This is a genomic window from Nonomuraea sp. NPDC004702, from assembly GCF_053601695.1.
Genome location: NZ_JBSGCE010000022.1, coordinates 89,730 through 113,965, shown reverse-complemented (window position 1 = coordinate 113,965; position 24,236 = coordinate 89,730). Strand labels below are relative to the sequence as shown.

The 24,236-nt window shown below is 74.3% G+C and carries 6 protein-coding genes; all 6 read left to right on the top strand.

The features are described from left to right. Genes ACWEJ6_RS26540 through ACWEJ6_RS26515 form a run of 6 tightly spaced genes read left to right on the top strand, consistent with a single transcriptional unit; the run spans position 1 to position 24,236 of the window. Positions 1-20,406 (top strand): SDR family NAD(P)-dependent oxidoreductase, encoded by a 20,406-nt coding sequence (locus ACWEJ6_RS26540; protein WP_452427008.1) that lies wholly within the window; start codon positions 1-3, stop codon positions 20,404-20,406. Further along, the gene (locus tag ACWEJ6_RS26535; RefSeq protein ID WP_452427006.1) at positions 20,390-21,313 is read left to right on the top strand and encodes an LnmK family bifunctional acyltransferase/decarboxylase; all 924 of its coding nucleotides are present in this window, start codon (positions 20,390-20,392) and stop codon (positions 21,311-21,313) included. Before ACWEJ6_RS26540 ends, ACWEJ6_RS26535 begins: the two co-directional genes overlap by 17 nt. Further along, positions 21,300-21,536 carry a phosphopantetheine-binding protein gene (locus tag ACWEJ6_RS26530; RefSeq protein ID WP_352327369.1) on the top strand — a complete coding sequence of 79 codons (237 nt, stop codon included), beginning with the start codon at positions 21,300-21,302 and terminating at the stop codon, positions 21,534-21,536. The genes ACWEJ6_RS26535 and ACWEJ6_RS26530 overlap by 14 nt, the downstream gene beginning before the upstream one ends. Then, positions 21,533-22,750, top strand: a complete 1,218-nt coding sequence (locus ACWEJ6_RS26525) for a hydroxymethylglutaryl-CoA synthase family protein (protein WP_387665470.1) — start codon at positions 21,533-21,535, stop codon at positions 22,748-22,750. The genes ACWEJ6_RS26530 and ACWEJ6_RS26525 overlap by 4 nt, the downstream gene beginning before the upstream one ends. After that, complete coding sequence (locus ACWEJ6_RS26520; protein ID WP_358298245.1) at positions 22,747-22,986, top strand: phosphopantetheine-binding protein; 240 nt, start codon at positions 22,747-22,749, stop codon at positions 22,984-22,986. The genes ACWEJ6_RS26525 and ACWEJ6_RS26520 overlap by 4 nt, the downstream gene beginning before the upstream one ends. Further along, positions 22,983-24,236 (top strand): beta-ketoacyl synthase N-terminal-like domain-containing protein, encoded by a 1,254-nt coding sequence (locus ACWEJ6_RS26515; protein ID WP_387665472.1) that lies wholly within the window; start codon positions 22,983-22,985, stop codon positions 24,234-24,236. Before ACWEJ6_RS26520 ends, ACWEJ6_RS26515 begins: the two co-directional genes overlap by 4 nt.

The window sequence follows — 24,236 nt, the reverse complement described above, 5'->3', positions numbered from 1 at the left end:
ATGCCCGCGATCGAGTGTCACACCACGCTGAAGCACACCGACTTCATCATGCGGAACCACCGGGTGCACGACGTGTCCGTCATGCCCGGGGTGACGTTCCTCGATCTGGTGTTCCGCACGCTGATGGCGACCGGGCGCGACGCCGGGGAGATCGTCCTGCGCGAGGTGCTGTTCACCGAGGCGATCGTCACCAAGCCGGAGGCCGACCGGGAGATCCGCGTCACCGTCGACGGCGCCGACGTGCGGGCGGAGAGCCGCTGGAGCAGGGACGGGACGCCGCTGTCCGGCTGGCGGCGGAACTTCACCGGCAAGGTGGGCACGCCGAGCGGCCCCGAGCCCGGCCCGATCGACCTGGACGCCCTCCGCCGCGGCGCCCGGCGGCACGGCGACATGGAGGACCTGTACGCCCGCGCCAGGGCCGAGGACATCAGCCACGGCGCCCCGATGAAATGCGCAGGACGGCTGCACCACGGCGACGGCTACCTGCTCGCCGAGCTGCGGCAGGACGCGCCCGCCCCCGGCCACGAGGGCTTCCACCTGCACCCCGCCCGCCTGGACGCGGCCACCCTGGCCGGGCTGGGCCAGACCCAGGCGTCGGGGCGGGAGCCGTTCATCCCGGTCTACATCGCCGAGTTCCGCGCGCCCCGGCGGCTCGGCGCGGCCTTCCACGTGTACGCGCCGCGCCCGGAGAGCATCGCGCCGTCCGGCGACGTGATCACCAACGACTTCGGCCTCTACGACGAGCGGGGGCGCTTCGTCGCCGGGTTCGGCGGGCTGTCGTGCAAGCGCATCAGGTCACCGCGGCTGATCGAGCGGCTGCTCGACGACCCGGCCCGCCCTGAGCAGCCGTCCGCCACCGGTCACAACGGCTCCGGCGACCTGGTCGGCCGCCTGCGCGAGCTCGTCGCCGGGCCGCTCGGCCGTCCGCCCGGCGAGGTGCCCACCGGGACCGGCTTCTACGACCTCGGCCTGGACTCGGTCACGCTCGTGGACATCAGCGAACGGCTGGAGAAGATCGTCGGGCGGCGGCTCTACCCGACCCTGCTGTTCGAGTACGGCGACATCGACAGCCTCGCCGCCCACCTCTCCTCCGCCTACGACCTCACCCCGGGGGAGCCGGAGCCCGAGCCGGGCGAGACGCGCTGCTTCCGCGACGTGTGGGTGCCGCAGCCCGAGGACGGCGACGACCCCGGCGAGTACCGCGAGATCACCCCCGGCGCCCGGTACGACGGTTCCCGGCACGTGGTGATCCGGGCCACGCCGGGTGAGCCCGCCGACCCGTGCCTGGCCGTCTGGGAGACCGCGAAGGCCGTTCTCGCCGCGAAGCCGGAGCGGCCGGTCACCCTCACCTACGCCCACACCGGCGACGACCCCGCCCACGAGGCCGTCGGCGCGCTGGCCAGGACGATCACCGCCGAGACCCCGCTGATCCGCTGCCGCAGCATCCGCCTGGACCCCGCCCCCGCCCCCGCCCCTGCCTCCTCCGACGCCCCTGCCTCCGCCGACGTCTCCGCCTCCGCCTCCGCCGACGTGCTGCGGGACGCCTCCGCCGAGCCCGAGATCCGCTACGAGCGCGGCGAACGCCTGGTGCGCCGCTGGCTCCCGGTCGAGCCGCCCGAGCAGCCCGAGCCCGGCGGGCGCGTCCCGATCAGGAAGGGCGGCGTGTACGTGATCGCCGGCGGGACGGGCGGCATCGGCCGCCTCCTCGCCGAGCACCTGGCACGCCGCCACCAGGCCACGGCCGTGCCGGTCAGCAGGAACGCGGAGATCTCCGCCGACCTGACCGACCCGGACCAGGTCGAGCGCGCCCTCGCCACGGTCCGGGCGCGCCACGGCCGCATCGACGGCGTCGTCCACTGCGCGGGCGTCAACCGCGACGGGCTCTACCCGGGCAAACGGGCCGCCGACATCGAGGCCGTGGTGGCGGCCAAGGCCCTGAGCGTGCGCCACCTGGACGCCGCGACCAAGGACGACGACCTGGACTGCTTCGTGGTGTTCTCGTCGGTGTCGGCGTCGCTGGCCAACCCGGGGCAGGCCGACTACGCCTTCGCGAACGCGTACCTGGAGGAGTTCGCCCGGCGGCGGGCGGCGCGACGGGACCGGCCGGGCCGGACCCTGGCGATCGCGTGGCCGTACTGGGCCGAGGGCGGGATGCGGGTCGGGCCGGAGACGGTCGAGCGCGCCCGCGCGGCCACCGGGATGGTCCCGCTGCCCACCGAGGCCGCCCTCGACGTGTTCGACCGCGCCCTGAGCGGCAGCGAGGACGTCCTGACGGTGCTGCACGGCGACGCGGACCGCGTCCCCGCGCTGCTGCCGCCCGCCCCCCCGCAACCCTCGCCCCGCCCGGCCTCCCGGCCCGCGGCCGCCACGCCCCGCGCGGAGGCGCGGGCGGCGGGCGGCGGCGAGCCCGGCGAGGTGCGCGGCGACGAGCCCATCGCGGTCGTCGGGCTGGCCGGACGGTACCCGCAGGCCCCCGACCTGCGCGCCTTCTGGCGCAACCTGGCCGAGGGACGCGACTGCATCGAGGAGATCCCGGCCGGCCGCTGGAACCACGACGAGATCTACGACCCCGAGAAGGGCGCCCGTGGCAGGACGTACGGCAAGTGGGGCGGCTTCCTCGACGGCGTCGACCGCTTCGACCCCGCCTTCTTCGGCATCTCCCGCCGCGACGCCGAACGCATGGACCCGCAGGAACGGCTGTTCCTCCAGACCTGCTGGCACGCGCTGGAGGACGCCGGCCACCCGCCGGAGTCGCTGTCGGCGCAGAACGTCGGCGTGTTCGCGGGCGTGATGTGGAACCACTACCAGCTCGTCGAGGGCGGGGAGGGCGGCGTCGCCCCCACGGCCATGCATGCCTCCATCGCCAACCGCGTCTCCTACACCCTCGACCTGCACGGCCCCAGCATCGCGCTGGACACCGCCTGCTCCTCCTCACTGACCGCCGTGCACCTGGCCGTCGAGAGCCTGCGGCGCGGCGAGTGCGACCTCGCCCTGGCCGGCGGCGTGAACGCGACCGTCCACCCGCAGAAGTACCTGCAACTCGCCCAGGGACACTGGCTGTCGGAGGACGGCCGGTGCCGCGCCTTCGGCGCCGGCGGCAGCGGGTACGTGCCCGGCGAGGGCGTCGGGGCCGTCCTGCTGAGGCCGCTCTCGCGGGCCCTGGCGGACGGCGACCACGTCTACGGCGTCATCGCCGCCACCGCCGTCAACCACACCGGCCGGACCAGCGGCGCCACGGTCCCGAGCCCGCGCTCGCAGGCCCAGCTCATCGGCACGGCGATCCGCAGGTCCGGCTGGGACCCGGCGAGCATCGGCTACATCGAGGCGCACGGCACCGGCACCTCGCTCGGCGACCCGATCGAGGTCGAGGGCATGCGCCAGGCCCTGCCGGAGGGCGCGGACTGCGCGATCGGCTCGGTCAAGTCCAACATCGGCCACCTGGAGGGCGCGGCCGGGATCGCCGGGCTGACCAAGGTGCTGCTCCAGCTCCAGCACGGGCAGCTGGTGCCGTCCCTGCACGCCGACGAGCTCAACCCGAAGATCGACTTCGCCGCCACGCCCTTCCACGTGCAGCGCGCGCTCGAACCCTGGCCCCGCGCGGACGGCGCACCCCGGCGGGCCGGGGTCAGCGCGTTCGGCGCGGGCGGCACGAACGCGCACGTCCTGGTCGAGGAGGCGCCGGAGCCCGCTCCCGGGCCGGGCGCGGACGGGCCCTGCCTGGTCGTGCTCTCCGCCCGCACGCCCGAGGCGCTGCGCGACTACGCCCGCGCCTGGACCCGCTTCCTGGCGGAGACCGCCACGGCGGACGGCTCCCTCTCAAGCTCCCGGGGCGCCGTCGAACGGGTGGCCGCGCTGCTCGGCATCCCCGCCGACCAGCTCGACCCGGCCGACTCGCTGGGCGACCTCGGCCTCGACCCGGCCGCGCTGATCCAGCTCGGACAGGGCCTCTCGCTGGACGACACCGTCGCCGACCTGGCCGGGCCCGGCACGGCTCTGGCCGACCTCGCCTACACCTCGCAGGTCGGACGGACCGGCATGGCGGAGCGGCTGGCGCTCGTCGTGAGCGACGTGGCCGAGCTGCGGGACGGGCTGGAGGCGTACACGGCGGGCGCGAACCCCGGCCCCGGCGTCTTCACCGGCTCCGGCGGCGAGGACGGGACGCCGTCGGCGGCGGACTGCGTCCGGCTGTTCCGGGCCGGACGGCTGGAAGAGGTGGCGGCCGCCTGGGCCGGAGGAGCCGAGGTGCCGTGGCGCGAGTGCCACGACGGCGGACGGTTGGTGTCGCTGCCGGTCTACCCGTTCCAGGAGGAGAGCTGCTGGCTCGGCCGCTGGCAGCGCGCCACCGCGACCTCCGAGCAGCCTGCCGAGCCGTTGTTCGAGTCACCCACCGGGCCGCCCGCAGTGGAGACGCCGGAGGAGCAGGCCGTGGAGACGCCGGAGGAGCAGGCCGTGGAGCTCGTGCCGGACGGGGAAGGGCTGCGGTTCGAGGTGCTGCCCGACGGGGTGGCGCTGGTGGTGATGGGGTCCGGCGCGTCCATGTTCACCAGGGAGCTGATCGACGACCTGCAGGCCGCGTTCGCCGAGATCGCCGGGCGCGAGGACGTCAAGGCGGTCGTGCTCACCGGCAGCGGCAACGTCTTCAGCATGGGCGCCACCCCGGAGGCCCTGCGCACCCTCGCGGGCGGCGAAGGACGCTTCACGGACGTGCCCTTCCTGTACGAAGGGCTGCTGCGGTGCGACCGGCCGGTCGTCGCCGCCGTCCAGGGGCACGCGTCGGGCGGCGGGCTGGCCTTCGGGCTGTTCGCCGACCTCGTCATCATGGCGGCCGAGGGGGTCTACAGCGCCAACTTCATGAAGTTCGGCTTCACGCCCGGGATGGGCGCGACGTACATCCTGGAGGAGCGGCTCGGCAGGTCGGCGGCGCACGAGATGCTCTACACCGGCCGGTCCGTGACGGGTGAGGAGCTGGCCCGGCGGGGGGCCGGGGTGACCGTCCTGCCGCAGGGCGCCGTGCTGAAGGCGGCGCTCAGGCACGCCCGCTCGATCGCCGCGCTGCCGCTGCCCGCCCTGCGGGCGCTCAAGTCCGAGCTGGCCGGACGGGTGCTCGACCGGCTGACCGGCGTCATCGCGGGGGAGTCGGGGATGCACGAGCGCGTGCTGGGGGAGGAGTCGCTGGCCCGCGTCGACGACTACTTCGCCAAGGTGGACACCTTCAGAGGCGACGCCCCGAAGGCGGACACGGGCAGAAGCGCGTCACCGAAGGCCCGTCCCGTGAAGGGGGGTCCTGCGGGGGGCGGGCCTGAGCCGGGGGAGGTGCGGCGGGTCATCGAGGGCACGCTCATGAGCCACCTCTACCTCCAGGCCGACGAGGTGGACGACTCGCTGAGCTTCAGCGAGATGGGTCTGGACTCGATCGGGGCCGTGGAGATCGTCCGGGACCTGAACCGGAGCTTCGGGCTCGACCTGGACTCCGTCGCCGTCTACGACCACCCGACCGTCCCCGCTCTGGTGGAGGCCGTACGGGAGGCCGTGGCCGCCGACGGGCTGACCGTGCCCCCGCCGCGTCCCGCCCCCGAGCAGCCGGCCCCGGAGGAGCGGCCTTCCGTACCGAGGCAACCCACGCCCGCCGAGCGGGACGAGACGCCCGGACCGGGCGATCCGGAGGAGCGGGCGGGCCGGGTCCGGCTACCCTCGCTCGACGGCGACCGCGCCGAGCCGGACCCCACGACCGCCGAGCCTCCCGCGAACACCGGCACGGTCACCCTGGAGGCGGTGAGGCCCACCGAAGAGCCCCCCGCCCGTGAGGAGCCCACCCCCGCACGAGAGAAGGCGCCTGTCCGGGAGGGGGACATCGCCGTCATCGGCATGGCCGGGCGGTTCCCGGACGCGCCCGACCTGCGGACGTTCTGGCGGAACCTGGCGGACGGCCGGTGCAGCATCCGCGAGGTGCCCCCCGAGCGGTTCGACGTCTCGCGGGTGTACGACGCCGACCGCATGGCGCCGGGCCGGACGTACAGCAAGTGGGCCGCCATGCTCACCGATGTCGACGCCTTCGACGCGGCCTTCTTCAACATCTCGCCTCTGGAGGCCGAGACGATGGACCCGCAGCAGCGGCTGTTCCTCCAGGAGGCGTGGCACGCCCTGGAGGACGCCGGCTACGCCGCCAGGTCCGGCCGCCGGCCGTGGGGGTGCTTCGTCGGCTGCGGCGCGGGCGACTACGCCGGCCTGCTGGCGGCGGCCGGACGCGACGACACCGGGCACGCCTTCCTCGGCAACGCCTCCTCGGTGCTGCCCGCGCGGATCGCGTACCTGCTGGACTTCGGCGGGCCGACCATGGCCGTGGACACCGCGTGCTCGTCCTCGCTGGTGGCCGTGCACCTGGCCTGCGAGAGCATCCGGCGCGGCGAGTGCGAGGCGGCGGTCGCGGGTGGGGTGGCGGTGATGAACACCCCGAGGATGCACATCTGGTGCAGCAAAGCCGGGATGCTCTCGCCCACCGGGACCTGCGCGCCCTTCGACGAGTCGGCCGACGGCATCGTGCTGGGCGAGGGCGTCGGCGTGGTCGTGCTGAAGCGGCTGGACCGGGCGCTGGCGGACGGCGACCACGTCCACGGCGTGATCCGGGCCAGCGGCGTCAACGGCGACGGCGCGAGCAACGGCATCACCGCGCCCAGCGCCTCCTCCCAGGCGGAACTGCTGACCGAGGTGCACCGGCGGGCCGGGATCCGTCCCGGCGCGGTGGACTACGTCGAGACGCACGGCACCGGGACCGAGCTGGGCGACCCGATCGAGGTCAAGGCGCTGGCGAAGGTGTTCGGCGCGGACCGCGAGCGCCCGTGCCGCATCGGCTCGCTCAAGGCGAACGTCGGCCACACCACCATGGCGGCGGGGATCGGCGGGCTGCTCAAGACCCTGCTGGCGTTGCGGCATCGGCAGTTGCCGCCGTCGCCGGGGTTCGTCCGGGCCAACCCGAAGATCGACTTCGCGGACGGCGCGCTCGAAGTGGTCACGGAGCTGTCGCCCTGGACGCCCGGCCGCTCCGGCGAGCGGGTCGCGGCGGTGAGCAGCTTCGGCTTCAGCGGGACGAACTGCCATGTCGTGGTCGCCGAGCCGCCCTCCCGCGAACCGCGGGCCGGCGGCCGCGAGGACGTCGTCGTCCCCCTGTCGGCCTCGGACGAGCAGGCCCTGGCCCGGCTGCGCACCGGCCTGGCCGGCCACCTCGACGCCCACCCGGAGCTCGACGTGCGCGACGTCGCCCGCACGCTCGCCGTGGGCAGGCCGCACCTGGCCGGGGCCCGGTGCGCGTACGTGGCCGGGAACCTCGCGGACCTGCGGGGCCAGCTGCGCGACGGCGCCCGCCCGGCACGCGGTGAGGCGGGACGCCTCGCCGAGCGGTACACCGGCGGCGACGACCTCCCCTGGGACGACCTGACGGCGGGCGGGCGGCGGGTGCCGCTGCCGGGATACCCGTTCGCGGACGACCGGCGCCACTGGATCGCCGGCGACGACCACCCCGCCGGGCCCGGCGACGACCACCCCGCCGGGCCCGCCCCCGGGACGTGGATCCGCCCCGACGACCGGCTGGTCGCCGACCACCGGATCGGCGGCACCCCCGTGCTGCCCGGCGTGGCCCTCCTGACGATCGCCGCCGAGCGCGGCGGGCTGCCCGGTCCGGTGCGCTTCGAGCGGGTACGGTGGCTGCGCCCGTTCGAGGTGCGCGAGGCCCGCGCCCTGGACGTGGTCGTGCGCGACGACGGCGGCTTCGAGCTGGACGGGCACGCCCGCGGCACCCTGCGGACCGGCGACGGCGCACTCGGGCGGCTGGACGTCGCCCAGGTCGAGGCCCGGTGCGCGGACAGCCGTCCGGCCGACGACCTCTACCGCGCCTTCGACCGCGCCGGGCTGCACTACGGGCCCGGGTTCCGGGTGCTGCGCGAGGTCCGCGTCGGCGACGGCGAGGCGCTCGGCGTCCTGCGCGACGGCGCGCGCTGGGAGGCGCTGCTGGACGGCGCGCTCCAGACCGTCGCGGCGCTGCGTCCCGAGGGCGGTGAGCCCGCGATGCCGTTCAGCGTGGAGTCGGCCGAGCTGGACGGCCCGCTCACCGGCCCCGCCCACGCCCACGTGACCGACGAGGGCCGGGACGGGTACACGATCCGCCTCGCCGACGCCGCAGGGCAGGTCAGGGCCGAGTTCCGGGGGATCGTCCTGCGGACCCGGCCGAGCCGCCCGGCGGACGGCATGATCTTCGCCCCCGTCTGGCGCCGGACCGAGCCCGCCACCGAGCCCGGTGCGGGCGGCGGCCGGGCGCTCGTGCTGCACACCCCCGCCGCCGAGCCGCTGGCCCGCGCCCTCCTGGACACCCACGAGGACGGCCATCTGGCCCCGCTCGCCTCGCCCGCAGCGCCGGAGGAACGGTACGACACCGTGTACGTCCTCGCCCTGCCCGACCGGAGCGGCCCGCCCGCCGACGACCCCACCACCCGCGACGTGTTCCGCCTGGTCAAGCGGCTTTCCGAGCAGGGGCGCGGCGGCTGGAGCCCCACGGTGAAGGTGGTCGTCGCCGGAGCCGTGCGGGTCGGGGACGAGGAGATCGTCCCGCACGCAGCCGGTGTGATCGGACTGACCAGGGCGGTGGCCGCCGAGCACCCGCACTGGACCGTCGCCGTCATCGACGTCGGGGCCGCGCCGCAGCCGCCCGCCGACCTCGCCCGCCTGGTACGCGCCGAGAGCTGCGCCGACGAGCTGGTCGCCCTCCGCGACGGCCACCGCCACCTCCGCACCCTGGAACCCCTGCCCCTGACCGCCGGACGCAGCCCGTACCGGGACGGCGGGGCCTACCTGATCGTGGGCGGGACCGGCGGCCTCGGACGCACCCTGAGCAGGCATCTGGCCGCCACCGCAGGAGCGCGGCTGGCCCTGGTCGGGCGGCGCGAGATCAGCCCCGAGATCCGCGAGCAGCTGGCCGAGATCGAGTCACTCGGCGGCCAGGCCGTGTACCTGCGGGCCGACGTGGCCGACCGGGCCGCGTTCGGCAGGGCCGTCGAGGCGGCGCGGCAGCGGTTCGGCGAGCTCCACGGCGCCTTCCACGCCGCTCTGGTGCTGCACGACATGACGCTCGCCAACATGGACGACGACGCGTTCGACCGGGTGCTCGCGCCCAAGGTGGCCGGCGCCGCCCTCTTCGCCGAGGCGCTGGCCGGCCTGCCGCTCGACTTCCTGGCCTACTTCTCCTCGGCGGCCTCGTTCGTCGAGGTGGGCGGCCAGGCGAACTACGCGGCCGCCAGCACGTTCGAGGACGCCTACGCGCTGAGCCTGCCCGACCGGCCGGTCAGCGTGATCAACTGGGGCTACTGGGGCAGCGTCGGCGCGGTCTCCGGCGGCGGCTACGACGGCCGGTTCGCCGAACTGGGCATCGGCTCGATCGAGCCGGAGGAGGGCATGGCGGCGCTGGCGTCCGTCCTGGGCTCGGGCGCGCGGCAGGCGCTCGTCGTCAAGGCGGAGCCGAAGGGCCTGGCCCACATCGGCGTCCGCACCCCGGACGCCGCCGGAGAACCCGGCCGGACCGGCGAGCTCGGCGAGCTGGAACGGGCGCGGACGGCGTTCGCCGCTCTGGACGACCTGGCCCGCGGGCTGCTGCACCGGTCGGCCGACCGGGTCAGGGCCGTCGAGAACGTGCGCGCGGACCGCGGACGGCTGCGCGCCGCCGTGCTCGACCTGCTGGACGGGCCCGCGCCGCAGACGTCGCCGGCGGACGTGCTGGCCCGCTTCCCCGACCTGGAGCCGCACGTCAAGCTGCTGACCGCCTGCGTCGAGGCGCTGCCCGGCGTGCTGGCGGGCGAGCGCGACCCCATGGAGGTGCTGTTCCCCGGCGGCTCGATGCGCCTGGTCGAGCAGGTCTACAAGGGGCAGGCGGTCTCGGACCACTTCAACCGGCTGCTGGCCGGGGAGGTCGCCCGCGGCGGCCCCCGCCGCGTCCTGGAGATCGGCGCCGGCACGGGCGCGAGCACCGGCTTCGTGCTGGACGCCCTCGAAGGCCAGGACGTCGAGTACTCCTACACCGACGTCTCGCCCGGGTTCCTGCGCCACGGCGAGCGGGAGTTCGGCGCGCGCCGCCCGGACCTCGTGCTCGCCCTCTTCGACGTGGAACGCGACCCGGCCGAGCAGGGCTTCGAACCCGGGACCTACGACGTCGTGCTGGCCACGAACGTCCTGCACGCCACCGCCGACGTCGGCCGGACGCTGCGCAACGCCGCCGCGCTGCTGCGTCCCGGCGGACGGTTGCTGGTCAACGAGGTGACCAGGGCGGCCGACTTCCTGACCCTCACGTTCGGGCTGACCCCGGGCTGGTGGCGCTTCACCGACGAGGAGCTGCGCCTGCCGCACAGCCCGCTGCTCGGCGCGCCGCAATGGCAGCGGGCGTTCCGGGACGCCGGTCTCACCCCCGCCCGCACCCTGGGCATCCCCGGCACGCCCGTCGCGGAGCTCGACCAGTGCGTCCTGGTGGGCGAGACGGCGCCCGCCACAGCTCCCGGCACCGGCGCCCGCGGCTACGTCAAGCGGGTGTTCGCCGAGGTGCTCAAGTACGGGAGCACCGATCTGGACGAGCGCGCCACGTTCGAGACGTTCGGCATCGACTCGCTGGTGAGCCAGAACGTCATCCACCGGTTCGAGCAGGACCTGGGGCCGCTGCCGTCCACCCTGCTGTTCGAGAACCTGACGATCGAGGAGCTGGCCGCGTACCTGGAGAACGAGCACGGCGAGCGCCTGCGCGCGGCCCTCGGCCAGGAACCCGCGCCGGAGGAGCCGGCGCGGCCCGCGCCGCGCCGCGAGCCCGCCGCGCAGGCCCTCGACATCGCCGTGGTCGCGATGACCGGCCGCTACCCGGCCTCCCCCGACCTGGACGCCTTCTGGAACAACCTGGCGAAGGGCGCGAACTGCATCACCGAGGCGGACCGCTTCGACCTGGACGCCCTGTACGACCCCAAACGCGGACGCAAGCAGCGCACCTACAGCAAGTGGGGCGGCTTCATCGAGGGCGTGGAGCAGTTCGACGCGCCGTTCTTCGGCATCCTGCCGCGCGACGCCGAGATCACCGACCCGCAGGAACGCCTGTTCCTGGAGACCGCCTGGACCCTGCTCGAAGACGCCGGCTACCTGAGCGAGCACACCAGACAGCCGAGCACCGGCGTCTTCGTCGGCACCATGTACGGCTCCTACGGGCGCATGGCGGCGGCCGAGGGCTGGCCGGAGGGCAGGTTCGCGGGGGCGCACTCGGCGTACTGGTCGATCGCCAACCGGGTGTCGTACTTCTTCGACCTGCGCGGGCCGAGCCTCGCCGTCGACTCGGCCTGCTCGTCGTCGCTGACCGCGGTCCAGCTCGCCTGCGAGAGCCTGCGGCGCGGCGAGTGCGCGCAGGCCATCGCGGGCGGCGTGAACCTGATCCTGCACCCCGCCCACTTCGTGGCGCTCTGCTCGCTGAACATGCTCGCCGCCGACGGCGCCTGCAAGGTGTTCGACGAGGCGGCGGACGGGTTCGTGCCGGGGGAGGGCGTCGGGGCGGTGCTGCTCAAGCCCCTGGCCGACGCCGAGCGGGACGGCGACCGGATCTACGGCGTCATCAAGGGCGCCTTCGCCAACGCCGGCGGGAAGACCGCCGGGTACACCGTGCCCAATCCGAGCGCCCAGGCCGACCTGGTCTCCGAGGCGGTCCGGCGGGCCGGGCTGGACCCGCGGACCATCTCGTACGTCGAGGCCCACGGCACCGGCACCGCGCTCGGCGACCCCATCGAGATCGCCAGCCTGACCCGGGCCTTCGCCGCCCAGGGCGTCGCGGACGGGGACCGCGTGGACCGGATGGTCGGCTCCGTCAAGGCCAACATCGGGCACCTGGAGGGGGCGGCGGGCATCGCCGGGCTGACCAAGGTGCTGCTGCAGTTCCAGCACGGCCAGGTGGCGCCCTGCGCGAACCTGAGAACGCCCAACTCCAAGATCGACTTCACCGCGTCCCCCTTCCGGCCGCCGGACCGGCTGACCGACTGGCAGCGGCCCTTCCTGGACGGCGAGACGTTCCCGCGCCGGGCCGGGGTCAGCTCGTTCGGCGCCGGCGGGGCCAATGTGCACGTCGTCCTGGAGGAGTACGTGCCCACCGCCGGGACGCCGCCGGAGCCCGCCGCCGCGGGGGAGCAGGTGATCCTGCTCTCGGCGCGTACCCGCGACCAGCTCCGCGCCATGGCGGGCCAGGTCGCCGACGTCGCGGCGAGCGGGCGGGCGGGGTTGGCGGAGCTCGCCTACACCACCCAGGTGGGCCGCGCCGAGCTGCCCGAACGGCTCGCCGTCCGGGCAGCCGGCCTGGACGAGCTGGCCGCCCGGCTGCGTTCGTTCGCGGGCGACGGCGAGGCCGAGGGCGTCCTCGTGGGGACGGCGGAGCCCGGCGCCGGCCAGGCTCCGCCGGAGGACGGCGCGGAGGGGCTCGGGGCCGGATGGGTCGCGGGGGCCCGGGTGGACTGGGCCGCCAACTGGCCCACCCCCCACCCGCGCCGCGTGACCCTCCCGCCCTACCCCTTCGACCGCCGCCCCTACTGGCTCCCCACGGCCACCCCCACCGCCCAGACCACCACGCACCCCACCGCCCAGGCCGCCGGTGAGTCCGTCGGCAAGCCCGCCGACCGACCCAGCCCCATGCCCAGACCTCCGGCCCCTCAGCCGACGCCCGCCGACGCGGCCGCCTCTCAGGCGGGTTCCGAGCTCGCCGCCGAGCGGGCGTCCGGTCAGGGAGCGGGGGAGGCCGCCGACGGGCGTTGCACCTACCTGCGGCCCCGCTGGACACCCGCCGCACTCCCCGAAGGACACCGGGAACCGGAAGCCCTCCTGGTCATCACCGACGACGACCGGCTCGCCGAAGCGCTCGGCGGCGCCCAACTCCGCCCCGGCGACGCCTTCCCACCGGACGATCCCCCCGAACAGCCCGCCCGACAGCTCGGCGACGCGGACGTTCCCCCCGAGCAGGCCGCCCGACAGCTCGGCGACGCGGACGTTCCCCCCGAGCAGGCCGCCCGGCAGTTCGGCGGCCTGGATCGGACCCCTGACGCCATCGTGATCGCCCCCTCGGACCCGTTCCCCGGGACCGCCGCCTTCGACGCCCTGCTGCGCACGGCCACCGCCGTCCTGCGCGACGGGGGCCCGCTCAGGGTGGTGGTGTCCGCCGCGACCGGCGAGCCGCACCACACCGCCCTGGCCGCCGCCCTGAGGACGCTGGCCCTGGAGCACACGGCGTTCAGTGGCGTGTGCGTCACCGGCGCCACCCCGGCGCAGGTCGCGGCCGAGCTGCGGGCGCCCGCCGCCGGCACCGCTCCCGAGCAGCGGGTCTCCGAGGTCGCCTACCGCGACGGCGCCCGCCTGGTGAAGGGCATGGAGCCGTACGAGCCGCCGCCGCCCGGGCTGGACGTCCGGCCGGACGGCACGTACCTGATCACCGGCGGCGCCGGGGCCATCGGGCTGGCGTTCGCCCGCTTCCTCGCCGGGCGCGGGGCGGCGAAGCTGGTCCTGACCGGACGCTCCGAGCCCGGTGACGACATCGAGCGCCGGATCGCCGGGCTGCCCGCCGTCTACGTGCGCGCCGACGTGTGCTCGGCCGCCGACCTGCGTGACCTGCGCGACCGGTACGGCCCCTTCCACGGCGTCATCCACGCCGCCGGGATCCACCGGGACGCGCGGGCCGTGCGCAAACGTCCCGAGGACACGCGGGCCGTGCTGGAGCCCAAGATCCTGGGCACCGTCCTGCTCGACGAGGCCCTGCGCGGCCAGCCGCTGGACTTCCTGGCGCTGTTCTCGTCGGTGGCCGCCGAGACCGGCAACATCGGGCAGATCGACTACGCCTACGCCAACGCCTTCCTCAACCACTTCGCCGAGCGGCGCGCGCGGCTCGGGCACGGCAGGACGCTCGCCGTCGGCTGGCCGCTGTGGGAGGAGGGCGGCATGAAGGTGGACGACGCCACCCGCCGGCTGTTCGAACGCCGCTGGGGCAGCGTCCCGATGAGCACCGCCGCCGGGCTCGCCGCCTTCGCCCGAGGGCTGGCCGGAGCCGAGACGAGCTTCGCCGTGGTCGAAGGCCCCGCCGAGCCCGCCCCCGAACGGTCCCAGCCGCCCGCGAACCCCGAATCCGAGGTTATGGAGATGAGTGAGCCCATGTCCGCGACGGAGACGACCGGGTCCGACGACCATCTGATCGAGGCGGTCCGGGCGGAGCTGCGTCGCGCGGCGGCCGGATTCCTGCTGGTGGGCGAGGAGCACGTGGACCTCGACGCCGAGCTGATGGACATGGGGTTCGACTCGATCTCCATGGCCGAGCTGGTGGACCAGGTCAACGAGCGGTACAAGCTGGACCTGCTGCCGACCGTGCTCTTCGAGGCCACCGACCTGAACACCTTCTGCGACCACCTGCTCGCCGAGCACCCGGCCGAGATCGCCGCCGCCCACACCCCACCGGCCCCCGCCACCCCCTCGCCCGCCCCCGCCACCCCATCCGCCCCCGCCGCAGAACCTCTCGCCTCCGCCGGGGGGCAGGAGGACGCCGAGCCAGGCCCGGCGCCGGAGACCGTGACCTCGCCCCCACGGCCCGGCGCCGGGACCTCCCCGACCACCCCTGACAACCCACCGACCACAGGGACCGGCACAGGGACCGGCACAGCGACCGGCACAGCGACCGGCACGACGGCTGGGAGCGCGACGGAAGAGCCCGCGACGGGTGGCATCGCGATCGTCGGCATGGCGGGCATGCTGCCCGGCTCCGCCGACCTGGACGACTTCTGGCGCCACCTGACCGAGGGCCGCGACCTGACCCGCCCGGTCCCCGAGGACCGGCGCGAGCTGCGCGAGAACCCCGAGACGGCGAACGTCCGCGCCGGCTTCCTCGACGACGTGCGCTTCTTCGACGCCGCGCTGTTCGGCATCTCGCCCAAGGAGGCGGCGATGATGGACCCGCAGCAGCGGCTGTTCCTGCAGACCGTCTGGCGGGCCGTCGAGGACGCCGGTTACCGCCCCGCCGACCTGGCCGGCACCAGGACGGGCCTGTTCGCGGGCGTGTCCGCGTGCGACTACGACGACCTGCTGCGCGAGCACGGCGTGCCGGTCGAGGCCCACACGGCCAGCGGCGTGGCCGACTGCATCCTGGCCAACCGCGTCTCCCATCTGCTGGACCTGCGCGGCCCGAGCGAGGCGGTCGACACGGCCTGCTCCAGCTCTCTCGTCGCCGTGCACCACGCGGTACGCGCCATCGAGGACGGCGAGTGCGACGCGGCCATCGCCGGCGGCGTCAACCTGACGCTCAGCCCGGGGCTCTACATCGCCTTCGCCAAGTCCGGCATGATCAGCGAGGACGGCGTCTGCAAGACGTTCGACGAGCGCGCCGACGGCTACGGCCGGGGCGAGGGCTGCGGCGCCGTCCTGCTCAAGCCGCTGCGGACGGCGCTGGCGGACGGCGACCAGATCCTCGCCGTGATCAGGGGCAGCGCGGTCAACCACGGGGGCCGGGCCAGCTCGCTCACCGCGCCCAACCCCGAGGCGCAGGCGCGCGTGCTGGTCGACGCCTACCGCAAGGCGGACGTCGATCCCGCCCGCGTCAGCTACATCGAGGCGCACGGCACCGGCACCAGGCTCGGCGACCCGATCGAGATCGAGGGCATGAAGAAGGCGTTCGCCCGGCTGTACGCCGACCGGGGGCGGCCCGCGCCGGACGTCCCGCACGTGGCGCTCGCCACCGTGAAGACCAACATCGGCCACCTGGAGGCGGCGGCCGGCATCGCCGGGCTGCTCAAGGTGCTGCTCTGCATGCGTCACGGGGCGTTGCCGCCGACGATCCACTACGAGCGCCCCAACCCGTACGTGCGGCTGGAGGGCAGCCCGTTCACCATCAACACGCGGCTCACGCCGTGGGACGGGCCGGACCGGGTGGCGGGGGTCAGCTCGTTCGGCTTCGGCGGGACGAACGCGCACGTGGTGCTGGAGGCGTACCGGCAGCAGGTCCCGCCGGAGAAGGCGGGGGAGCCGCGGCTGCTGGTGCTGTCGGCGGCCCGCCGGGACGACCTGGAGGAGTACGCGCGGAACGTCGCCCGGTACATCCGGGAACATCCGGAGATCGGCCTCGACCGCATCGCCTGGACCCTCCAGAACGGACGCCGCCACCTGTCCGAACGGCTCGCCGTGGTGGTCAGCGATCGCGAGCAGGCGGTACGGGCGCTGAGCGGCGAACCGGCGGGCGTGCACAGGGGCACCGCCCGCAGGGACGCCCCGGCGCCGTGGGGCACCGGGCCGGAGGACCTCGCCGAGGCGTGGGTCTCCGGCAGCGAGGTGGACTGGCAGGGGTTGTGGCAGGGGCCGCGCCCGGTACGGGTCTCGCTGCCCGGCCCGCCCTTCGCCCGCGTCGAGCACTGGTTCACCGCGCCCGAGCCGTCCCGCGCCGCCGCCCCGGCCACCCCGGCCGCCGTGCCGTCCGCCGCGCCTTCGGACGGCGCGGTCGTGCGGCGGACCAGCGACGGGAGGGTGCGCCTGCGCGCCGCCAAGGGTGGCCGGACGCCCGACGTTCCCGCCCCCGCCCCCGCCGAGCGGGCGGAGGCCGCGCGACTGGACGAGACGCCGGTCGCGCCCGCCGGAAGCGCCGGCGGCCCCGCCGGGGTGGAGGAGATGCTGCGCGAACGGCTCTCCACGATCCTGGACGCCGACCCCGCCGGCGTGGACGTGGACACCCCCTTCGAGGAGCTGGGACTCGACTCCATCTTCCGGATGGAACTGGTCAAGGCGATCAACACCGCCTTCTCCCTCGACCTCCAGGCAGCCGAGCTGTACGAGTACGACACGGTGGACCGGCTCGCCCGCGCCGTCGAATCAGCCATCACCGACTCCGCCCCCACCCAAGAACCGCAACCGAAACCCGCCCCGAAGCCCGCCACCGAACCGACGTCGAAGCGCACCACCGAACCGGCCCCCAGACCGGCCCTGAAACCCGCGCAAAAGGCTGCAGAACCGGCCCCGAAGCGCACCCGCACGCCCGAGCAGGCGCAGGAGACCGGCCCAGCGCGAGCCAAGGCCCCGCAACAGGCGCGAGGGAAGGCAGGCACCCTGGAGGACCAGCTCGCGGACCTGGTCGGCGCGATCATCGAGCGCCCGCTCGACCCCGCCCGCAGCTTCGCCGACAACGGCCTGACCTCCTTCGAGATGCTGCGCGTGGTGAGCGTCCTGGAGAAGCAGGTCGGCGCGCTGCGCAAGACCCTCCTGTTCGACCACCCCACGCCCGCCGACCTGGCCGCGCACCTGCGCGACGAGCGCGGCACAGAGTCCGTACAGCCCCCGGAGCAGCCGGACGGGCCGGCCCCGTTCGAGACGAGGACGCGCGACGGCGAGCCGGCCGTGCTGCTGAAGCGGGACCTGCACCGGCACCCGGACCTGCGGGACCTGGTCGCAGGCATCGACCGCCGCCACGCCAAGGAGGGCGGCCTGGCCGGACGCGACATCGCGCCGCTGGCCTTCATCGGCTCGGCGCGCAAGGGCTACCTGCACGTCTCCGAGAACGGCGGCAACCTGCTGGCCTGGAGCTACGCCGGCTCCGAGGAGTACTTCCAGGAGCTGGTCGAGGAGTACACCGCCTACGCGCGGGCGCGCGGCCTGCGGCCCAACTTCCTGTCCCTCCTCCCGGTGCGCGAGGTGGCCGGGGAGCCGTACAGCGCGACGCCGTTCGGGGCCGTGCAGCGGCTCGACGACCTGGGCTCCTTCACGCTGAAGGGCGGCCGGATGGAACGCCTGCGCTACATGGTGCGGCGCTTCTGCAAGGCGGGCGAGTGCCGGACGGCCGAGTACCGCTCGGGCGAGGACCCCGCGATGGACCGCAGGCTGGCCGCGCTGGTGGACGACTGGGCCGGCCGCAAGCAGATGGTCAACCCGTACGTGTCGGTCGTGCGGCGGGAGATCGAGGAGGGCCGCCTGGACGGCAGGCACCGCGTCTTCGTCACCTACCTGGACGACGAGGTGGCCAACGCCGTCGTCATCACGAAGATCCCGTCGGAGAACGGCTACCTGCTGGACGTCGAGTTCTACCCCAAGGGCATGCCGCTCGGCGGGCTGGAGTTCGCGATCGTGCAGATCATCGAGCGGCTCGTGGCGGAGGGCTGCACGATGTTCAGCTTCGGCGCCAGCTTCGGCGTGGAGACGGAGGAGTCGGCCAACGCCGCCCCGGACGTGCGCCAGGCGCTGGACGAGCTGCGTTCCGCGGGCATCTTCGGCGAGGGGAACTTCCAGTTCAAGAACAAGTTCCGGCCGGTGAACGTGCCCATCTACCTGTGCCAGCCCGAGGGGGAGGACCGCACGCCGGTCTCGGAGATCATCCTCATGATCGCCGACCCGGACCTGCGCCCCGCCACCACCGAGGAGCCGCCCGAAGCCAAGCCCGAAGCCAAGCCCGAAGCCAAGCCGGCAGCGGACATGCCGGACATGGCCGGACTGCTGAACCGGTACGGCGGCGAGCCGGCCCGCGTCCCCGCCCACCACGTCACCACCGACCTGATCACCGACTCCTGGGCCGAGCTGGACGCCCCCTGGATCGCCGAGCGGCTGCGGCGCCTGACGGAACGGTCGGCCGCCCGCCCGGACACCGGGATCGACGGCCTGCCGTTCCCCTTCGTCGTCCCGACCGGCTCCGGCCGGGCGGCCGAGGCGCTGCTGTGCCGGTCGTGGCCGGGCCGGCGCGGTCGGGTGCTGCACAACGGCCTGTTCCCGACCTGGTTCCTGAGCCTGGCCGACAACGGCTTCAAGCCGGTCGAGCTGCCCGGCGGCCCGGAGATCGACATAGAGGCGCTGGAGGCGGAGCTGGCCGGGGACGAGCCGGTGTCGTTCGTCTGCGTGGAGGTGGCCAACAACGCGGCCGGCGGCGCGCCGACCTCCCTGGCGAGCCTGCGCGCGGTCAAGGAGGCCGCGGCCCGGCACGGCGTCCCGCTGGTGATCGACGGCGCCCGCGTGGTGGACAACGCCGTGGCGGTCGCCGACGGCCGGGACGTGTGGGAGGTCGTCGGCGAGCTGCTCGAACTGGCCGACAGCGCCACGATCAGCCTGTCCAAGGACTTCGGGGTGCCGTTCGGCGGCCTGCTCGCCACCCGCGACGACGCCCTGCGCGAGCGGGTCGCCGAGCGGCTGGAGACCTGGGGCAGCGACGTCGGCCTGGCCAACCGCCGGATCATCGCGGCGGCCCTGGAGGACCGCGAGACGGTGGCCGACCAGGTCCGCGCCCGGGCGGACGCGGTGGCGGCGCTCCGGCAGGGCCTGTCGGAGGCGGGCGTCGCGCTGGAGGGCCCGCCCGGCGGTCACTGCGTGCTGCTGAAGGACGCCGACCACGTGCGCATCTTCCGCGAGACGGGCATCAGGGGCGCTCCGCACTTCGGCCGCGAGGGCGTGGTGCGCCTGGCGGTGCCGGTCGGCCTGAGCGTCGAGGAGGCCAAGGACGCCGCCGCCCGCCTGGGCGCCCTCCTCGGCGCCGACGCCCCGCAATCCGCCCGTCAGAAGGCCGACACCTCGCAATCCGCCCGTCCCCAAGGCCGGAAGAACGAGACCCGGAGGAACCCCGACAACCCCAACCTGGCGATCCTCCGCGAACACCACCCCGACGTCGAGCACGAGATCGTCACCACCGCGGACGGCGACGTCGAGCTGTTCAGCGCCGGCTCAGGACCGGCCCTGCTGCTCATGCACCCGTTCAACATCGGCGCCGGCGTCTACGCCCGCCAGTTCGAGGGACTGGCCCACCGCTACCGGGTGACGAGCGTGCACCATCCGGGCGTCGGCGCGACCACGGCCGCCGCCGACCTGTCGCTCAGCGGCCTGGCCCGGCTCTGCCACGACGTGGCGGGCGGCCCGGCGCACGTGGCCGGGGCGTCGTTCGGCGGGCTGGTCGCCCTGGCGTACGCGCTCGACCACCCCGACGACACCGAGTCGCTGATCCTGATCGGCAGCTCCTGCCGCATCGGCAACCGGGTCGGCGACATCGACAAGCTGGAGGTGGTGGCCACCCAGGACTTCGACCGGGTCATCGAGGGCAGCGGGTCCAAGCGGCTGCGCAAACGGCGGGACGCCCTGATGCGGCTGCTGCTGCGCGCCGAGAGCATGGCCCCGCAGGTCGGCCTGCGCTACCTGGACGTGTTCGCCGAACGCCCGGACCTGGGCGACCGGCTGCCGGAGGTCCGGGCGCGCACGCTGATCGTCCAGGGCCGGTACGACACCGTCATCCCGGCCAAGACCGCGCACCTGCTGCACGCCCTGATCCCCGACTCCCGGTACGAGGAGATCCCCGACGCGGGCCACTTCCCGCAGCTCACCAGCCCCGACCACGTCAACCGGCTGATCTGCGAGTTCCATGATGAACAGAATTGACGACAGCACCGTGACCAGGACCGAGCTGGTCAAGCCAGGGATGTGCGGGCCCAGCTCGCTGTTCATGGGCGAGGTCGGCGACTGGACCTGGGACACGGTCAGCGCGCTGTGCGGCACCAACGCCTTCGACGCGCGCAACGCCGCCGGCGACCCGACGTACCTGTCGTTCTACTACTTCCACGTCAGGGGCAGCCGCGACCTGCACGTCAACGCGCTGACGTTCGGCGACGAGCTGGAGGTCACCTCCCGGCTGTTCGGCTTCGGCAGCGAGTCGGTGCTGGCCCTGCACCGGATCGGCCGCGGCGGCGGCCGGACGGGCGAGCTCGACCCCGACCGCTTCTACGCCTTCGACGACCCCGGCTGCATCTACGTCGAGACCTTCAACCGCTGGATCTCGCGCAGCGCGCCCGGCAGCAACGAGGGGCTGGTCAAGTCGTCGCCGGTGGACTTCAGGCACGAGCACCTGCCGACGCTGCCCGGCGCGTACTCGCCGCGGAAGATCTACGGCCACGCGCGGAGCACCGGCACGTTCCTGACCCGCAAACCGGACGACCCGGTCACGTTCACCGCCGACTACCCGGTGGAGCCGTCCAGGGACCTCAACGGCGTGGGCCTGCTGTACTTCGCCTCCTACTTCGCGATCGTCGACTGGGTGCTGCTGCGCTTCTGGCGCAGCCGGGGGATCGGCGTCGCCGACTTCCTCCGGCGGGTCGTGCTCGACCAGCGGCTGTGCTACCTGGGCAACGCGAACGCCGACTCGGTGCTGCGGGTGAGCCTGGAGTGCTGGCCGGCGCCGGAGGACGAGAACGAGGAGATCGTCAACCTCGTCATGGAGGACCGGGGCCGCACGATCGCGGTCAGCACCCTGCGCGTTCTCAGGAGGGGAGACACCGATGACGACGCGTGAACACGTCGAGGGCGTCGTGCACAAGACGATCGACGAGATCCTGCCCGGCGTCGAGATCGACGGCCGGGCGCACCTGAAGGACCTGGGCGCGGACTCCGTGGACCGGGTCGAGATCATCCTGGCCGTGCTCGACCGGCTCGGCGTGCGCGAGCCGCTGTCCTCCTTCGGCGGCGTGCCCAGCATCGACGCCCTGGTCGACTTCCTGTGGGAGCGTGTGAGGTGAACGTCGGAATCGAGGCACTGAACGTCTACTGCGGCCTGGCCCAGATCCCGGTGCCGGAGCTGTTCGAGGGGCGCGGGCTCGACGCCGAGCGCCTGGGCAACCTGATGATGCGCAACCGCTCGGTCGGCCTGCCCTTCGAGGACCCGGTGACCAACGCCGTCAACGCGGCCCGGCCGATCGCCGGCGACGACCGGATCGAGATCCTGATCACCTCCACCGAGTCCGGCCTCGACTACAGCAAGTCGGTGGCCTCCTACGTTCACGAATACCTGGGGCTGCCGAGGAGCTGCCGGGTCGTGGAGGTCAAGCAGGCGTGCTACGCGGCCACGGCGGCCGTCCAGCTCGCCGCCGCGTACGTCGCCTCGGGCGTGTCGCCCGGCGCGAAGGCGCTGGTGATCGCGACGGACGTGGCGCTGGTGGACGAGCGCGCGGCCTACGCCGAGCCCGCCATGGGCGCCGGGGCGGCGGCCGTGCTGATCAGCGACCGGCCGCGGATCCTGGACCTGGATCTGGGGGCGTTCGGCAACCACAGCTACGAGACGATGGACTCGGCCCGGCCGGGGCCGACGTTCGACATCGCCGACTCCGACCGCTCGCTGTTCGCCTACCTCGACTGCCTGACGAGCTGCCTGGCCGGCTACCGGTCCAGGGTCGAGGACGCCGACTTCGCCACCACCTTCGACCATCTGGCCATGCACACCCCGTTCGCCGGGATGGTCAAGGCCGCGCACCGCAAGCTGATGCGCGAGTCGGGCGGCGGCACGGCGTCGGTCGAGGAGGACTTCGAGCGGCGGGTGCTGCCCTCCCTCGCCTACCCCAGACGGGTGGGCAACCTCTGCTCCGGCTCGGTCTACCTGGCCCTGGCCAGCCTGATCGACCACGCCACCCTGGACGGCCCGGCCCGGGTCGGCCTCTACTCCTACGGCTCGGGCTGCTCGTCGGAGTTCTTCAGCGGCCTGGTCGACGAGGAGTCGGCGAGCACGCTGGCCGCGATGCGGATCGGCGAGCACCTGGACGGCCGCTGCGAGCTCGGCTTCGACGAGTACGCCGCGCTGCTGCCCGAGACCCTGACCTGCCTCGTGCCGGAGCGGGACAGGCAGGTCGACGTGGGCGCGTACGAGCACCTGCTCGCCCGCGCCCGCTTCGACCGCGACCTCCTGGTGAACACCGGGACGAAGGACTACCACCGAACCTACGAATGGCTGGCACCATGACAAACGCGGAGATTTTCGAGACCGTCAAGCAGAACGTCCTGAGGGTGCTGCCGGACCTGCGGCCCGGCGACGTGACGACCGAGGGCACCCTGACCGACCTTGGCGCGAACAGCGTCGACCGGGCCGACGTGGTCACCATGAGCATGGAGGACCTCGGGCTGACCGTGCCGGTGTCGGAGTTCCAGGAGGTGCACGACATCCGGTCCCTGGTGGACCTGCTGGCGAGGCATTCATGAAGGTCGTCGTCACCGGCATGGGCATCGTCTGCTCGATCGCCTCCACCGTCCCGTCGTTCACCAGGGCGCTGCGGGCCGGACGGTGCGGGATCGGGCCGGTGCCCGACCCCGGCGACGGCGGGCCGCGCCTGGCCGCCCTGGTCAAGGGCTTCCGCTTCCGGGAGGCGGTGGCGGCCCGCCGCCGCCTGCCCGAGGAGATCGTGCGCAACGCGCTGCGGGCGGCCAACCGCTCGCCGCAGCCGCTGCAGATGGACCTGGTCGCCGCCATGCAGGCGTACGAGCAGGCCGGGCTGCACGAGGCGCGCGCCGACCCCGAGCGGATGGGCCTGGTCGTGGCCGGGCACAACCTCAGCTCCGGCTACGCCCACGACCTGCACCCCAAGTACGAGGACAACCCCGCCCACCTGCCGGCCAGGTTCGCGCTGCACTTCATGGACACCGACCGGGTGGGCACGCTCAGCCAGGTGTTCGGCATCAGGGGCGAGGGCTACACCGTGGGCGGCGCCTCGGCCAGCGGCAACGTCGGCATCATCAACGGCAGCCGGCTGGTGGAGTCCGGGGCGGTGGACGTCTGCCTGGTGGTGGGCGCCATGACCGACCTGTCGCCGATGGAGAAGCGCGGCCTGGCCACGCTCGGGGCGGTCGCCGGCGTCGAGGAGCCGCAGCAGGCCAGGTGCCGGCCGTTCGACGAGGAGCACGAGGGGTTCGTGCCCGGCCAGGGCGCCGGCTGCGTCGTGCTGGAGAGCGCCCGCTCGGCCGCCGCGCGCGGCGCGACGGCGCTGGCCGAGCTGTGCGGCTACGACCTGAAGCTGGACGCCAACAGCCTGCCCGACCCGCGCGAGGAGGGCGAGGCCAAGGTGATGGTCAACGCCATGGCCAACGCGGGCGTCGGGCCGCGCGACATCGACTACGTCAACGCCCACGCCACGGCGACGCCCAGCGGCGACGTGGCCGAGCTGGCCGCGCTGCGCAGGGCGCTGGGCGACAGCTTCGGCCGGCCGTGGGTCAACTCCACCAAGGGGCTGGTCGGCCACTGCATGTGCGCGGCCGGCGTGGTGGAGGCGATCGCGACCGTGGTGCAGATGCGCCGCGGCTTCGTCCATCCCAACCTGAACCTGCGCCATCCGATCAACCGCGACTGCCGGCTCGCACCCGGCAGGCTGCGGGCCGCCGACATCCGTTACGCGCTGTCCAACAGCTTCGGGTTCGGCGGCTTCAACACCTGCATCGTCCTCGGACGCGAGCGTTGA